The following is a 14,775-nucleotide window of genomic DNA, read 5'->3' as shown; positions in this document are numbered from 1 at the left end:
CTTAAGCCTCTTCTTTCTGGGTATCGGTGTCATCAGCGAATCGTGCCGCAATTGCTTCACCATGGGCGGGCAAGTCTTCTGCAGTGGCGAAGGCAATGACATTCTGAGCTACCTCGCCGAGTGCCGCGCGGTCGTACTCGATGAGGTTGACCGGCCGTAGGAAGGTGTGCGTCGACAGCCCGGCGCTAAACCGCGCGGTTCCCGAGGTAGGCAAAACGTGGTTGGAGCCGGCGGAGTAATCACCGAGCGGTACGGGCGAGTATTCACCAACGAAGATCGCGCCGGCGTGGCGGATACGCTCCGCAACTGCCCGGGCATTCTTTGTGTGTACCTCCAAGTGCTCAGCGGCATAGGCGTCCGCGACAGCGATACCTGTCTCGAGGTCGTCGACCAGGACGATGCCGGACTGTTCTCCGCGCAATGCCTCAGCTGCGCGCTCGGCGTTGGCTGTGGCGGTATAGCGCTGAGCTACCTCCGCATTCACCGCAGCGGCAAAGTCCTCAGAATCGGTGATGAGCACGGAGGCAGCCATGGGATCGTGCTCCGCCTGGGAAATGAGGTCATAGGCCACGTAGACGGGGTTAGCGGTCTCATCGGCCAGGATGGCGATCTCGGTAGGACCAGCTTCTGCATCAATTCCCACCACTCCCTGCACCGCGCGCTTAGCGGCAGCAACAAAGACGTTGCCGGGGCCGGTGATGATATCGACAGGCTCCAGAGCTTCTTCACCCGTGGCGGGTTCATCATCGCCGTAGGCCAGAAGCGCGATGGCTTGCCCGCCGCCGACGGCCCAGACATCATCCACGCCCAGCATGTGGCACGTGGCCAGCACTGTCGGGTGTGGCAGCCCACCGAATTCCTTCTGCGGCGGAGAAGCCACGACCATCGCCGCAGCGCCCGCTTCTTGGGCGGGGACGGCATTCATAATGACGGAAGACGGATACACCGCCTTGCCGCCCGGGACGTAGAGCCCTACTCGCTCGATGGGCTGGAAGACCTCGGTGACCGTCGCGCCTGGTGCCAGTGTCGTCGTGTGCGAAGCCGGCTTCTGATCAGCGTGAACGGCGCGCACGCGCGCGATAGATTCTTCGATGGCTACTCGCACACTCGGGTCCAGGTCCTCGGCAGCCTTCTTCATCTCCTCCTTAGGTACTCGCACTGCGGCGGGGCGGACTCCGTCGAATTTTTCGCCGAAATCGAGGGCCGCCGCCGCGCCACCCTCGCGGACTTTCTCCACCATGGGGATGACGGTGCCCATCACTGAGGACACGTCCGTTCCCCCTCGCGGCAGGACTCGGCGCAGCCGGGAGGTGGTGAGTTCCTCTCCACGCAGGTCGATGGTTCGTAGCATGCTCAGACCCCTTTTATAATATGCAGCGGTTTCTATACCTTCCCATTACTATACCTGGACCGAAAAGCCAGCGAGCTGACAGGTAGGGGTTATAGAATGTGCCACTAGTAACACATTCCGGGAGCCCGAATCGGTGAAGGGAGGCGGCGAGATGAGCAACGGCGCCGATGGCCTGGACAGCCAGCCTTCTTCCAACCTGCTTGCCCGTGTCGAAAACCTCGCGCACCGCGAAAGCCTCGATTGCATTCGGGTCACCGCACACGAGCTCCTCTTCCCTCACCCACCGCTTGGGGAAACCCGCGCTTTCATGGACACCGAGGGCGAACCAATCCTGCGTTTCTACACCACACATCACGGCGTTCTAGGTTTCGGCGACATTCCTGCTCTCAGTGAATTCGTCAATGACTGGAACCATGACTGCCTCTCGCCGCACCTCATCCTCAACTATTCGGCACCTACCGCGGTAGAGGTGTGGGGGCATTCCTTCCTCGTGGTTCACCAGAAACCTACAACGTCCCAGCTTTCCGCTTCGGTTCTGCCGGCACTCCACAACGCCGCGGCCTGCCTCGAAGAATTGGCCGATCACTTCCCCGTTGTCACGCTTCCCCGCCCAACGGCTCCGGAAGAAGAAACAGAACTCGACGGCCCCGTCGCCGACGTCGACACCGCTCGGCTCGGGGAACTCTTGCCGGCCCTCGGAATTACACGCTTCCAGGCGGATGCTGACGAGGCCGTCTATGCCTGGATCAATGATGTCCTCTTTGCTTTCGCCATCGATTCCGGCCCCAGCCTCATCATCAAAGGCCATTGGGATCCCAACCTCGCGGGCAGCGAGTTCTCCAAAATCTTCCTCATTTGCAATGACTGGAACCGGACCAATCACTCAGCCTCCGCCTTCTGCCACTCAAACATTGATGGGTTGCAGGTACGCATCGATTACGCGGTTATGACGGGTGCCGGGCTTTCCGACGCCCAATTGATCACCGCCCTCGGCCGCGGCATCAAACATGTACTCCACGGCATCGATGACATCTCACGGGAGGCGGTAGGCTCCTCCCCCGTCGCGTGGCCCTAGCGCGCCGTCGACCGGCACCTCATTTCCTTCCGAATCCCTCTCGCTCACAGCATCGCAAGGCGAATCGATGAATAGCGCGGACCAGTAGGCAAACATGGCCATAAACGGCCCTACCAGCCAGGCACTACCCGGCGAGAATTTCGGCACAAACTCTACATACTCTCCGGGATTCTCGGGAATATTAGTGGCGGTGGCTCCACCGAAGACATAAAACGATGCCGCGCCAGCCAGAGCAGCCAGAGCCACCCACAGCAGTACGCCGACGCCACGGTAGCGCTCACCTCGCACGTAGGCAGTAGCCCCCAGGGCCGCGCTAAGAACTCCGGTGATCAGTACGAAGGTGATATAGGAATCAAATTGCACGTCGGCAACGTTGCTCAAGGCGTAGCCGCCATCATCAACCCGGTGCCCCTTGAGAGCTGGACGCCACAGTCCCCACGCGGCGCCGGCTGCAGAGAATCCAAGGAGTGCTAACGCGAGCAACCCCGCGCCGAATCCAATGGCGCGGGGTATGCGAAGGCTAGGAGCACGCAGTCCAGGCACGATACTCTCTAGCCGCAGAAGGTCCAGTTACCGTTCTCACGCTTGAAGCGCATGGTGGAGCTATCCATGCCCTGGCTGGTGTTGACGTTCACGGTCGCGGAAGCATCGTCACCGTTAACCACAACATCGTTGATGGACTCAACACCGGTCTTGGACCAGTCAAAGCCATCCATCTGGGAGGTGTCCTGGCCCGCTGCCGCCATCATGTCCTTGAGCTGGTTCATCGGAACATCCGGAACCTGGTTGTAATCAACCTGATCGAGGCCGGAGTTCGGATCGTTGCGGATAGCCGCGCAGGTGTGCTCCGGAAGATACTTCACGAAAGCACGCATAGTCTGCTGCTCATACATGCCGCGCACTAACCCGTTGATGCCGTCGATATCCTCCTGGCTGGCAGCCTCCCCCTGGACTGGTTCAACCTTGGGTATGTTCTGGAACGGATCAGCACCTTCTTCGAAGGGATTGGCCATAGCCTGGTTCGCGTCCTCAGGGTTTTCCCCCTCCGGCTTGGCAGCATCGCCCTTGTTCTCTTCGCCTTCCCCCTCCTTCTTTTCCTCAGAAGTCTTCTCTTCCGTCTTCTTCTCAGACGTCTTTTCCTTTGGCTGCGTGGTCGTGGTGGTCTTTGCCGCAGAGGAAGCGGTGTCGCCTGCGTTCTCGTCATCGGAACCACAAGCAGCCAAGGAAAGCGGTGCAACGAGTGCAACAGCAATGAGAGACTTCTTGGCAGGTGTCAGAAAAGACAAGGGATACTCCTAAATATATAGAGAGCGATAGGTTAAACCACGCTGGGCGCGGTGTTTGCTCTTGGGCAACTCACATAACCTTAACAAGCGCTGTTTGAAGAATTCATATTCTACACCTTGAAGCTTCCTGTGAGCCTCACGAGGGTTTTCTCTTGCCGCGTAGAGTTGGTCGTGTGCACCTTTCTCGCGACGCTATCGTTTCCACCGCCCTTGAGCTTTTGACCCAATACGGCCTTGCTGATGTCACTATGCGCCGAGTCGCCACCAACCTCGGGGTCGCACCCGGCGCGCTGTACTGGCACGTGACCAACAAACAATCATTGATCGCCGCCATGACTGCTGAAATACTCGCTCCCGTCACCGGGGAAAGCACGGCGGAGCTGGTCAGCTCGCTGCACAGTGAGCTGCAACGCTGGCGCGATGGAGCTGACGTGGCCATCGCCGGAGCATCCTTCCCTGAGTCCTCAGCGAGCGCTGACATGGAAAAGCTTTTCACCAAGGCACTGCAGAAGGAGGCACCCGATGCCTCGCCGGAGGATAGAGCCGTCGCCGCCCGCACTCTGATCCACTACACGCTGGGCGCTACTTTCATGGAGCAATCCCGCGAACAGCTCAGTGAGGCGACTCCAGGCGGGACGTCGCCAAGCACAGCGTCTACAGCTTCCGAGACCACGCCGGTGGACGCCACCTCGGTGCGCGCAGCGGAGCTGATGGTCGCCGGCTTAAGATCACTGCGAAGCGATCACATACATCAGAATTGACTAAGCTAAGCCTCATGACTGAGACCCGTGCTGACCTAACGCCATCTCGCCAGGTGTGGCCTGGTTCCCCCTCCCCGCTCGGCTCCACCTATGATGGAGCCGGTACTAATTTTGCTATCTTTTCCGAAATCGCCGAGAAGGTTGAGCTCTGCCTCATTGACCACGACGGTAACGAAGAACGCATCGAATTAACTGAGATCACCGCCCACGTCTGGCACGCCTACCTCCCGAACGTCAGCCCCGGGCAGCGCTATGGATACCGCATCCACGGCCCTTATGAGCCAGAAAATGGTCTGCGCTGCGATCCCTCAAAACTTCTTGTCGATCCTTATGCTCGCGCCTTCGACGGCGACTTTGACGGGGATCCCTCGCTGTACTCCTACGATATCTTCGCAGAGGAACCCGGCACCGGCCGCAACCAGGATGACTCCTTGGGCCACACCATGCTCTCCGTGGTCATCAACCCGTTCTTCGAGTGGCACGGCGACAACCGCCCGCACACCCCGGATAACGAAACAATTATCTACGAAGCCCACGTCAAGGGCATGACAATGACGCACCCGGATGTGCCGGAGGAGCTGCGCGGCACCTACGCCGGTATGGCACACCCAGCAATCATTAACTACTTCAAGGACTTGGGAGTGACAGCCGTCGAGCTGCTGCCGGTTCACCAGTTCTTGCAGGATGATCGCCTGCGCCAGCTGGGCCTCCGCAACTACTGGGGTTATAACACCTTCGGGTTCTTCGCCCCGCATGCTGACTATGCCTACGCCAAGAAGCCTGGCGAGGTGGTCGCTGAGTTCAAGGCCATGGTTCGTGCCTTCCATGAGGCCGGAATCGAGATCATCCTCGATGTGGTCTACAACCACACCGCCGAAGGCAACCACATGGGCCCCACCATCGCCTTCCGCGGCATTGATAACCACGCCTACTACCGCTTGGTTGATGATAATCCCGAGCACTACATGGACTACACCGGTACCGGTAACTCCCTGAATGTCCGTCACCCGCACTCCCTCCAGCTGATTATGGATTCGCTGCGTTACTGGGTGACGGAGATGCGCGTGGATGGCTTCCGGTTCGACCTCGCGTCCACTCTGGCGCGCGAACTCGATGATGTGGATAAGCTCGCCACTTTCTTCGATTTGGTTCAGCAGGACCCGGTGGTCTCCAAGGTCAAGCTCATCGCCGAGCCCTGGGACGTGGGCCATAACGGCTACCAAGTTGGCAACTTCCCGCCCATCTGGAGCGAATGGAACGGCAAGTACCGCGATACCGTCCGTGATTTCTGGCGCGGGGAGCCGGCGACAATGGGTGAGTTTGCCTCACGCCTGACTGGTTCCTCCGATCTTTATGCCAACAACGGCCGCCGCCCCACCGCGTCTATCAACTTCATCACCGCGCACGATGGCTTTACGCTCCGTGATTTGGTGTCCTATAACGAAAAGCACAATTCCGAGAACGGTGAAGACAATCGCGACGGTGAGTCCCACAACCGCTCGTGGAACCATGGCGTGGAAGGACCGACTGACGACGAAGAAATTAAAAAGCTCCGGCGCCGCCAGGTCCGCAATTTCCTCACTACCCTCCTGCTATCCCAGGGCACCCCGATGCTGTGCCATGGTGATGAGCTGGGCCGCACCCAGGACGGCAATAACAACGTGTATTGCCAGGACAACGAGATTTCCTGGATCGATTGGTCGATGTTGGAGCAGGAAAAGAACGTCGCCATGCACGGCTTTACCAAGCGCCTGATCAACATCCGCAAGAACCACCCAGTGTTCCGCCGCCAGCGTTTCTTGGCTGGTGGCCCCTTTGGCTCTGAGGTGAAAGATCGCGATATTGCCTGGCTCGTGCCCTCCGGCAAACTCATGACCCCGCAGGACTGGGATTTTGAGTTCGGCAAGGCCCTCATGGTCTATCTCAACGGTAACGCGATTACGGAAACCACTGCCCGCGGTGAACGCATTACGGATGATTCCTTCATCATGATTTTCAACGCTCACCACGAAGACATCGAGTTCACGCTGCCCAAGAAGGACCTGGGTGCTAGTTGGAGGCTCATCGTCGACACCTCGGATTCCGGTGGCTATCCGGACGAGGAGAAGCTCATCGCAGCCGAAGGTTCCATCGTGGTACAGCCGCGCACAACGCTGATCCTGCGCCAGACTGAGCCCCCGGTTTTCGACGACAGCGATGACTCTGCGCAAACCGCTGCCATGGCAGAAGAAAGCGATAGCTAGACTGCACTCCACCGTCTGCTGTCCACCATTAACCCCGTCCTTGAAAGGAAACCGTGTCCTATACCGCCCACGGTGCCGTCATTGATGTCACCACCGATGCACTCACCGTCCAACGCTCCCAGCTTGCCGCTTCCCTTGGCGCCCCAGCGCGCGAGAATCTCTCCTTAACTGATGCCACGGGCGTGGAGTGCACGGAACCGACGGTAACAGGGTTTGGGCAGGTCATAGTGCGCGGCACGAGCGATTCTGCGGGCATCGTTTCAGACACCATTATCCGCTTCGCCCCCGGCCAAGACGCGGCCGCATTTGCCCGCGCAGTTGAGGCAGCACTACGCGGCGAAGAACCGGCTGCTAGCACCGGTGTGCAGGGGCTCAACTTCACCGCCGTCGATGTAGAAACCGCCAACGATAACTGGGGCTCGGTCTGCCAGATCGGCGCGGTCCGCTTCCGCGATGGCGAAGAGACCGAATCCCGCACGTGGCTGTGCACTCCCCCACCGGGGCTCGAGCACTTCGACGAGGTCAACATCAGCATCCATGGCATCACAGCGGAGGACGTCGCTGATGCTTCACCGTTCGCTGATGCTGCTGCCGAACTCTTCGAGTTCCTCGGCACAGACACGCTAGTAGCCCACAACGCGCAATTCGATTCCACGGCCCTGCGCAGTGGCCTCAAGAAGGCCGACGCACCGGTGCCAGAACTTCGCTTAGCGTGTTCCCTGGCACTGGCCCGCGACGCCTCCCGTGCAGGCGTCATCGACGTGGCTAACCATAAACTTCCCACCGTCGCCTCCTACATCGGCGCCAAGGATTTCCGACACCACGAGGCCACAGCCGACGCCCGCGCGGCGGGCGAGATTGTCAGTGCCCTAGCGCAGCGCTTTGGTCACTCCGGAAGCATCGAGGACTTGTTCACCACCCGTGATTTTGCGCTGGGCACGTTGAGCGAAGACTCCGTCATCCCGGTCCTGCGCGCCAACACCGCTCCCCTCTCCGCGGCCGACTTGGGCGCCGGTACGGATTTCCGCGACAAGACGCGCATGGCGGGTACAGCCTCGGGCTCGAAGAAGAAGGGCTCCGCCGCTAAGGAGCGCCGTGGTCCAGCTCCGTGGCAATCCGTATCCACTCCGGACACCATCCCGGATCCCAATCCTGATGCGGATCCGGAAGGCGCGCTATTTGCTCAGAATGTCACTCTCACCGGTGACTTCGAGCCTTTCGACAAAGGCCTTTTGTGGTCCAAGATTGCTGAACGCGGCGGCCAGGTGGGTAAGAACGTCACGAAGAAGACCACCATCCTGGTTGTGGGCCAGTGGGCTACCAAGACCTCTAAAGAAAAGCGCGCTGAGGAGCTGCAGGGCAAAGGCCAGGACATCGCAATCTGGCAGACGGACAAGCTGTTAGAGGAGCTCCAACTTGATGAAGCTCCTCCGTTCTAGCCTGCGTAGCTCTTGAGCACGGAGGCGCTAGAGCATCAAGGCTCTAGCGCGTGGTGGTTTTTCTGCGAACTAGTGGGAACCTGCGAGCATAAAGCGCAGTCCAATAAGGGCAAGAAATCTGCACTTGCCTACCTTTCGGAGCAAATCCACCATGACCATCGCGCTGCCTACCTCCCTTCGCATCGACCACCTGCTCCCCTCGCTCTGCCCGAGCGAAGAGCTCAATGGAATCAAGCTCTGTGATGATGGCTTCGGTGATTCACCCGCTAGCCTCCAGCTATCGCGGACGCTATCGATGTCCTTGGTCCACGGCACGGGAGCCGAAGCCAAGCGCGTGAGCCAACGCGGTGTGGACGATATGGGTTTGACCGTGCGCCAAGCGTGGGATACTGCCGCGCTGAATCTGCAACGCCGCGCACTGACGCAGCAGGGACTGCGCTTCTTTACCCGGCCTGCCGAACTCGGACTGAGTAGAACGGAAAAGGGCCTAGAGGTGCGGGTGCATCGCTGCGCTGCCTCATCGTGGTTGGCTCACCCGCAGGCCTTCGTTATCCTGGACAATCATCTGCAGCGGCTTAGCCAAGCTCGGAGTATTACCTACCTCGTGCCTGATGCGCACACTCTCTACGCGCTGCTCAACATTTCCCCGCAGCGCGCCACGGAACTGGCTTACCGTGCGGCCGAATTGCGCCCGCGCCATCGACCACCGCTGAGCTTGCAACCACTAGTATTAGCTAACGGCTTTCCCATGGAGGTGTAGACACACCTCCATACTTCCTCCGCTGTGGCCGAAAGGAGTCACGTTCTTAAGATGGCTGAATCATCCATGTCCCGCCTGAGCAACCAGTACCATTCCTGGGTACACGCGCATCCTACCGCGGCGCAGGATTTCCGCGATGCCATCGAGGACTTGCTTAACGACGCCGGCATTATCTTCGACCGCGTAGCGACCCGCGTGAAGCTGTGGCCTTCTCTCAAGGCGAAAGCGAAGAAGCGCCGCGACAACGGCGAGCTGATGTACCCGAAGCCGTGGGAAGATATCCACGATGTTTTGGGGGTGCGAATTACCGTCTTCCACTCCACGGTTATCCCGGAAGCACTGGAGGTTTTGGGAGAAACCTTTACCGTGCTGCGCTCGGTGGACAAGGCAGCGGAAACACGGATTTCTGGTGGTTTTGGTTATGGCTCGCACCATTTGGTGCTGACGGTGTCCGAGGACAGCGCCGCCACACTGGAGGAACTTGAGCCTTATATCGGCTGGACCTTCGAGATTCAAATCCGCACAGTGCTGCAGCACGCCTGGGCGGAATTTGAGCACGATATCCGGTACAAGCAGGGCCCGAACCCGCCTTCCCCGCAGGTGGATCGCCTCTTCACACTGGCTGCGGGCCTGATTGAGCTGGCGGACCAGCAATTCGATGAAATCGCCGCACTCAAAGCCCCCAGTTCTGAGGCAGGCGATGACGTGGAAATTACAGCCGAGACCCTCCCTGGTGTCCTCGCCATTATTCTGGGCAGCCGCTTCCCTCGTTCACGCTCGGAGCATTATCGCTTCCTTGCCGAGTTGCTCGACAACAACGGCATCACACGCTTGAGCCAGCTCAAGCAGCTGCTCGACGATGACGACATCGCTCACGTGCACGATGCCATGCGCTACCGCTTCCGCCCAGGCCAGGTCAGGCTTATCGACGACTTGCTGCTCAACAAATTCGGTGCCCAGCACATCGAAGCCACGGCCGAGGCCGGTGACCGCAAAGACCGCAAGCGCCGCTTGAATGCTCGGCTAAAGGCCTTAAAGAACTTCCGAAATAATTAGCGGAATCCACCGCGGAATTTCTCCATCTGCCGGCGCTCCTTCTTCGTCGGGCGGCCAGCACCGCGCGGGCGGACCGGGACGGAGGGCATAAATTCCTTCGGCGGTGGCGGCGGCGCATGGTCGATATAACAGGTGCGCGCAATCGGGGCGCCGACGCGCTTGGACACGGTGGCGAGCACCTCAAGGTCATGCTCGTGGTGGTTGCGCCACACGCGCACGCGGTCACCAGGAACGACCTGTTGCGCGGGCTTGGTGGCGTTGCCGTTGAGTTTGACGTGCCCGGCGCGCACCGCCGTGGCGGCCTCCGAGCGGGTCTTGAACATGCGCACGGACCAAACCCAAGCATCAATGCGTACGGGCCGCCCGTCGGGCTGATTCACCATGGGCTTTTATAGGTTGTGGTTCTCGTTCACGATCTTCTGGATTTTGACCCAGTTGTACGCGCCACCCACCACGGCCACGATGAGACCAATCGCCATCCAGGTCCAGAATCCGGTGAGTGCCCAGCCTAGGAGGACACCGCCGGCGACGCCGCCCACGACGCAGATAGCGCCGTTGCGTGCGTGGGTGCGCACGGCTTGCTTGCGTTGCTCAATGGGGTTGTTGGGGCGTCGCTGCATAGTCATGGGGCTTATTCTACATGGCCAAAAACTCGCGGCCTTCTCGCGGCCTTAAAGCTCCACCCAGGCAGTTCCAGCTTCCTTCGGCTCTACCCCACCCTGGGTCAGCGCGGCGAGCGTCGCCGCAAGCTCCTCCTCACCGCCGGGTTCCACAGACACGGTGAAAGTCACCGCTTGGGCGTAGGCGGTATCCACCATGTCCACACCCCGGTTGCGTAGCTCTGCCTCTAAGCGACCGGCGTCCGCGTGGGAAACCTCGACGGTATAGAGCTCGCGTAGGGCACGCGTGACGGGCTCAACCTGCTCCATCGTCTCGCTGACGGCACCGCCATAGGCGTGAACGAGCCCGCCCGCGCCCAGCTTGATACCGCCAAAGTATCGCACGACCACCGCGCAGATATCGAGCAGTCCGGAGCCCTTCAAAACATCGAGCATGGGCTTGCCCGCCGTGCCGGAGGGCTCGCCATCATCGGAGGAGCGCTCCACTGGATTCGAGCCGTCCACGTGGTAGATATAGGCCGAGCAGTGGTGGCGGGCGTCGGGGAAGCGGTCGCGGGCGGCGTCGATAAGCGCGCGTGCTTCCTCTTCCGTCGTGGCGCGGCCGATAAGGGTGATAAACCGCGAACGCTTGATCTCAATCTCGTGCTCGACAATCTCACCGGCGACGGGACGCTGATAGCTCTCCAGCATTATGCGACAAGAAAATCGTACTCGGGGGTACCTGGCTTTAGTTGCTGGCAATTAAGCTTCGACGCCTCCATGCGCTCCAGCAGTCCGTCGATACCTGCGGCACTCCCCAGCTCGATACCTACCAGCGCAGCACCGGTCTCACGGTTATTGCGCTTGAGGTACTCGAACAGCGTGATGTCATCCTCTGGACCAAGAACATCCTGCAGGAAGTGGCGCAACTGGCCGGGCTCCTGCGGGAAATTCACCAGGAAGTAGTGCTTGAGTCCACGGTGCACCAGGGAGCGCTCCATGATTTCGGCATAGCGCAGCACGTCATTGTTGCCGCCGGAAATCACGCACACCACCGTTGAGCCTGGCTGCAGGTTGAGCGTGCGCAGGCCGGTCACGCTCAGCGCGCCGGCGGGTTCGGCGATAATGCCCTCGTTTTGGTACAGCGCCAACTGTTCCGTGCACACGGCGCCTTCGGAGACGGTGTCATGGTGCAGGCGGCCCTGGTTGGCTTCCAAGATCTGGAAGGGCAGCTCACCAATGCGCTTGACGGCGGCACCGTCGACGAAGGGATCAACGGTCTCCAGGGTCACCGGCTCACCAGCAGCGAACGCTGCGCTGAGCGACGCCGCCCCGGCCGGCTCAATGCCCACCACCGCCGTGCGCGGGGCCATGTCAGCGAGGTAGGAGGTGATGCCGGAGATCAGGCCGCCACCGCCCACGGGGACCACCACGGTATCGAGGGATTTACCGATCGAAGACAGCTGGGAGACGATTTCCGCAGCCACAGTTCCCTGGCCGGTGACGGTATCGCGCGAATCGAAAGGCTCGATGAAGAAGGCGCCGCGCTCCGCTGCATCCGCGTGCGCGGCAGCTGCTGCCTCATCGAAATTGGCGCCGGTGACAACGAGTTCCACGAGGTCGCCGCCGTGGACCAAGATGCGGTCGCGTTTTTGTTTCGGGGTCGGTTCCGGCACGTAGATTTTGCCGTGGATTCCCATGGTGCGGCAGGCATAAGCCACTCCTTGGGCGTGGTTTCCCGCCGACGCCGTGACGATGCCGTGCGTCCGCTGCTCTTCGCTAAGGTTTGACATGCCGTAGATAGCCCCGCGGATCTTGTAGGAGCGCACGTCTTGCAGGTCCTCGCGCTTTAAGTACACCTCATAGCCGGTTTCCTGGGACAGTCGCGGGCAGTATTGCAGCGGAGTCGGGGCAATCTCCGAGCTAATTCGCGATTGGGCCAGTTGAATATCAGAGGCGTGGATTGGCTCGAAGTCTTGCGGGGTGCTTGTCATGGTGGCTCATTTTAGCGCCCCACCATTCTTTCGTCGCACATTACCTAGCATTCGACCGATTCACTGAACGTTTACCTAGATCTCGCTTGGCCGCAACGCTCTGTTCCCCGAAAGTGTCATGGGCGGCACGTACGGTGATGCGGAATCTTTTTTGTCTCGCTTCAAGGAGCCTTTCTCAATGTCTCGCTCTATCTCCCGCCGCTCTCTCGCGCTCTGCGTGGCGACCGCAACCAGCCTCAGCGTGGCTGCACCGGCCTCCTCGGCCGCGATTGTGAACAACGTCATCGAACACTCGGCGGCAGACGCCAGTCTCAAGCTCACCCCGGTTGGCACCTATGAGTCCGGGGTATACGCGGAGTCGGCTGCGGAGATCGTGGCCTTCCACCCGGACTCCAAGCGCATCCTTACGGTCAATGCGCACGCGGGTCAGATTGATGTTCTCGACGCTTCTGCCCCAGCCAACCCCACCTTGATCGGCTCTATTTCTGCTGGTGAAGGCAAGGAAATCAACTCCGTAGCGGTGCGCCCCGACGGCCTGGCTGTGGCCGCCGTCCAGCAGGCGGACAAGACTGAGGACGGCGAAGCACTGTTCTTCAACGCCGCGGCCGCGGACCTGGATACCGCCGAAGTGGGCCGCGTGATGGTGGGTGCATTGCCGGATAACGTCCACCTCACCGCAGATGGCGGCTACGCGCTGCTGGCCAACGAAGGCGAACCATCCAATGAGCTCAACGCCGAGGGCACCGACTACGTGACGGACCCGGAAGGATCCGTCTCCGTTATCAAGCTTCCGGAGGCTGTTGAGGCACCAACGCAGGCGGATGCCCGCATCGCTGGATTCACGGCTTTCGACGATCAGCCCCTGCCAGAGGGCGTGCGAGTCTTCGGCCCCTCCGGCCATGATTCTAAGCCGTCCATCGACTTTGAGCCGGAGTACATCACCTCCCAGGATGGCAAGGCTTTCGTGTCGCTGCAGGAGGCCAACGCCATCGGCGTCATCGATATTGAATCCGCCACGGTGGAGAACATCCTGCCCGCCCACATCGCGGATCACTCGCAGGTCCCGCTGGACCCCTCGAACAAGGATGACGCGGCCGAGCTGCGCACGCTCCCGGTCAAGGGCCTGTCCATGCCAGATTCCATCGGCGCCTTCACCGCTGGTGGCCAGACCTACTTTGCCACTGCGAACGAAGGCGATGCCCGCGAGTGGGGTGTGAAGGAAAAGGACGGTGGCTCCGGCGTCTACACCGATGAAGTGGAACTCAAGGATCTGGTTGAGGATGGCAAGGTATGTGAGGGCGCGCTGGGCGACGTCAACGTGGAGGAACTCGCCGACAAAAAGCACGCTGGCAACCTGAAGCTGAGCAACGCCTCCGGCTGGAACGAAGAAAAGGGCTGTTTCGATGAGCTTTATGCCTACGGTTCTCGTTCCTTCAGCATCTACGACTCAGAGGGCAACGTTGTCTTCGATTCCGGCGCCGAGTTCGAAAAGATCACCGCTGAGCTCAACGAGCCGGGTATCTTCCACCACAACGCCGATAACGAAGAGGCAGAGTTCGACGATCGCTCTGATAACAAGGGCCCAGAACCAGAGGCCCTGACCATCGGCACCGTTGGGGAGCGCACTTATGCCTTCATTGGCGCCGAGCGCGTTGGCGGCATTTTCGTCTACGACGTCACCGACCCCGCCACCGCTTCCTTCGTCACCTATGTCAACAACCGCGACTTCTCCACTGATGAGTTCGCTGCTGCCGGCGACTTGGGCCCGGAGGGCTTTGCCTTCGTCGACAAGGCAGACTCCCCTAACGGTGAGCACCTGCTCATCGTAGGCAACGAGGTTTCCGGAACCACCACCGTCTACAACGTTGAGGACCTGCTCAATGCCGACGAGGACAACCAAGACGATGCCGACGACCACGATAACGAAGACAAGAGCAGCCAGAGTTCCCACTCCTCCACCGCGACCATCGCCGTCGGGTCTCTCATCGGAGTCATCGCCGCTGTCGCTGCCGCGGTAGGCCTGCTGAACGCCCCGGGTGTCCGCGAAACAGTTCTCAGCTTTGCTCCAGCACCGCTGCGCGAGCAGCTGGAGAAGTTCCTATAAAACCTATCTTCACTAAGGGGAGGGCTGCTACATTGAAGTGGGTTTGAGACAACCCTCCCCCTTTTTTCTCGTACTTCCTTTCGCACCCTTCCCAAGGAGAACCCCTG

Annotated in this window: 14 protein-coding genes; 7 read left to right on the top strand and 7 right to left on the bottom strand. The window is 60.3% G+C overall.

Annotated elements, in window-relative coordinates; all coding sequences use genetic code 11:
- Position 1: 1 nt before the first annotated feature.
- The gene (gene hisD / locus ABZS45_RS02345) at positions 2 to 1,351 is read right to left on the bottom strand and encodes a histidinol dehydrogenase (protein ID WP_412100529.1); all 1,350 of its coding nucleotides are present in this window, start codon (positions 1,349 to 1,351) and stop codon (positions 2 to 4) included.
- Between the two features lie 151 nt (positions 1,352 to 1,502).
- Here hisD and ABZS45_RS02340 point away from each other — a divergent pair, with 151 nt between their 5' ends.
- The gene (locus tag ABZS45_RS02340) at positions 1,503 to 2,426 is read left to right on the top strand and encodes a YbjN domain-containing protein (RefSeq protein ID WP_412100528.1); all 924 of its coding nucleotides are present in this window, start codon (positions 1,503 to 1,505) and stop codon (positions 2,424 to 2,426) included.
- Here ABZS45_RS02340 and ABZS45_RS02335 read toward each other — a convergent pair.
- Together ABZS45_RS02335 and ABZS45_RS02330 are read right to left on the bottom strand one after the other, a co-directional pair.
- Positions 2,385 to 2,969 (bottom strand): hypothetical protein, encoded by a 585-nt coding sequence (locus tag ABZS45_RS02335; protein ID WP_412100527.1) that lies wholly within the window; start codon positions 2,967 to 2,969, stop codon positions 2,385 to 2,387. The genes ABZS45_RS02340 and ABZS45_RS02335 overlap by 42 nt on opposite strands.
- Positions 2,970 to 2,977: 8 nt before the next feature.
- The gene (locus tag ABZS45_RS02330) at positions 2,978 to 3,712 is read right to left on the bottom strand and encodes a hypothetical protein (protein ID WP_216379779.1); all 735 of its coding nucleotides are present in this window, start codon (positions 3,710 to 3,712) and stop codon (positions 2,978 to 2,980) included.
- A gap of 173 nt (positions 3,713 to 3,885) precedes the next feature.
- Here ABZS45_RS02330 and ABZS45_RS02325 point away from each other — a divergent pair, with 173 nt between their 5' ends.
- The 5 genes from ABZS45_RS02325 (at position 3,886) to ABZS45_RS02305 (ending at position 9,971) form a co-directional block, all read left to right on the top strand.
- The gene (locus ABZS45_RS02325) at positions 3,886 to 4,473 is read left to right on the top strand and encodes a TetR family transcriptional regulator (protein WP_412100525.1); all 588 of its coding nucleotides are present in this window, start codon (positions 3,886 to 3,888) and stop codon (positions 4,471 to 4,473) included.
- A gap of 14 nt (positions 4,474 to 4,487) precedes the next feature.
- Positions 4,488 to 6,716: a glycogen debranching protein GlgX gene (gene glgX, locus ABZS45_RS02320; RefSeq protein ID WP_412100523.1), complete on the top strand. Its 2,229-nt coding sequence runs from the start codon at positions 4,488 to 4,490 to the stop codon at positions 6,714 to 6,716.
- Between the two features lie 53 nt (positions 6,717 to 6,769).
- Positions 6,770 to 8,155, top strand: a complete 1,386-nt coding sequence (locus ABZS45_RS02315; RefSeq protein ID WP_412100522.1) for an exonuclease domain-containing protein — start codon at positions 6,770 to 6,772, stop codon at positions 8,153 to 8,155.
- Positions 8,156 to 8,279: 124 nt separating this feature from the next.
- Entirely contained in the window at positions 8,280 to 8,915 is a 636-nt protein-coding gene (locus ABZS45_RS02310; RefSeq protein WP_412100521.1) for a hypothetical protein, read from the top strand.
- Positions 8,916 to 8,966: 51 nt separating this feature from the next.
- Entirely contained in the window at positions 8,967 to 9,971 is a 1,005-nt protein-coding gene (locus tag ABZS45_RS02305; RefSeq protein ID WP_412100519.1) for a GTP pyrophosphokinase family protein, read from the top strand.
- On the opposite strand, the gene ABZS45_RS02300 is transcribed toward ABZS45_RS02305, so the two are convergent.
- Genes ABZS45_RS02300 through ilvA form a run of 4 tightly spaced genes read right to left on the bottom strand, consistent with a single transcriptional unit; the run spans position 9,968 to position 12,564 of the window.
- On the bottom strand, positions 9,968 to 10,354 hold the full coding sequence (locus tag ABZS45_RS02300; protein WP_010190494.1) for an RNA-binding S4 domain-containing protein: 387 nt from the start codon (positions 10,352 to 10,354) through the stop codon (positions 9,968 to 9,970). The genes ABZS45_RS02305 and ABZS45_RS02300 overlap by 4 nt on opposite strands.
- Before the next feature lie 6 nt (positions 10,355 to 10,360).
- Positions 10,361 to 10,597, bottom strand: coding sequence for a hypothetical protein (locus tag ABZS45_RS02295; protein ID WP_070445375.1), 237 nt, complete (start codon positions 10,595 to 10,597; stop codon positions 10,361 to 10,363).
- Positions 10,598 to 10,642: 45 nt separating this feature from the next.
- Positions 10,643 to 11,281 carry a YigZ family protein gene (locus ABZS45_RS02290; protein ID WP_070643747.1) on the bottom strand — a complete coding sequence of 213 codons (639 nt, stop codon included), beginning with the start codon at positions 11,279 to 11,281 and terminating at the stop codon, positions 10,643 to 10,645.
- Entirely contained in the window at positions 11,281 to 12,564 is a 1,284-nt protein-coding gene (gene ilvA / locus ABZS45_RS02285) for a threonine ammonia-lyase IlvA (RefSeq protein ID WP_070643745.1), read from the bottom strand. The genes ABZS45_RS02290 and ilvA overlap by 1 nt, the downstream gene beginning before the upstream one ends.
- Before the next feature lie 178 nt (positions 12,565 to 12,742).
- Here ilvA and ABZS45_RS02280 point away from each other — a divergent pair, with 178 nt between their 5' ends.
- Positions 12,743 to 14,668 carry a choice-of-anchor I family protein gene (locus ABZS45_RS02280; RefSeq protein ID WP_412100518.1) on the top strand — a complete coding sequence of 642 codons (1,926 nt, stop codon included), beginning with the start codon at positions 12,743 to 12,745 and terminating at the stop codon, positions 14,666 to 14,668.
- Positions 14,669 to 14,775 lie beyond the last annotated feature (107 nt).

Origin of the sequence: Corynebacterium aurimucosum (assembly GCF_046895345.1) — a bacterium.
Lineage (GTDB): Bacteria > Actinomycetota > Actinomycetes > Mycobacteriales > Mycobacteriaceae > Corynebacterium > Corynebacterium aurimucosum_G.
This window is presented reverse-complemented; position numbering and strand designations above follow the sequence as displayed.

Bases quoted from the DNA above. Each gene is read 5' to 3' on its own strand.
- ilvA (WP_070643745.1), bottom strand. From the start codon at position 12,564: ATGACAAGCACCCCGCAAGACTTCGAGCCAATCCACGCCTCTGATATT.
- ABZS45_RS02295 (WP_070445375.1), bottom strand. From the start codon at position 10,597: ATGACTATGCAGCGACGCCCCAACAACCCCATTGAGCAACGCAAGCAA.
- ABZS45_RS02305 (WP_412100519.1), top strand. From the start codon at position 8,967: ATGGCTGAATCATCCATGTCCCGCCTGAGCAACCAGTACCATTCCTGG.
- ABZS45_RS02280 (WP_412100518.1), top strand. From the start codon at position 12,743: ATGTCTCGCTCTATCTCCCGCCGCTCTCTCGCGCTCTGCGTGGCGACC.
- ABZS45_RS02300 (WP_010190494.1), bottom strand. From the start codon at position 10,354: ATGGTGAATCAGCCCGACGGGCGGCCCGTACGCATTGATGCTTGGGTT.
- ABZS45_RS02340 (WP_412100528.1), top strand. From the start codon at position 1,503: ATGAGCAACGGCGCCGATGGCCTGGACAGCCAGCCTTCTTCCAACCTG.
- hisD (WP_412100529.1), bottom strand. From the start codon at position 1,351: ATGCTACGAACCATCGACCTGCGTGGAGAGGAACTCACCACCTCCCGG.
- glgX (WP_412100523.1), top strand. From the start codon at position 4,488: ATGACTGAGACCCGTGCTGACCTAACGCCATCTCGCCAGGTGTGGCCT.
- ABZS45_RS02290 (WP_070643747.1), bottom strand. From the start codon at position 11,281: ATGCTGGAGAGCTATCAGCGTCCCGTCGCCGGTGAGATTGTCGAGCAC.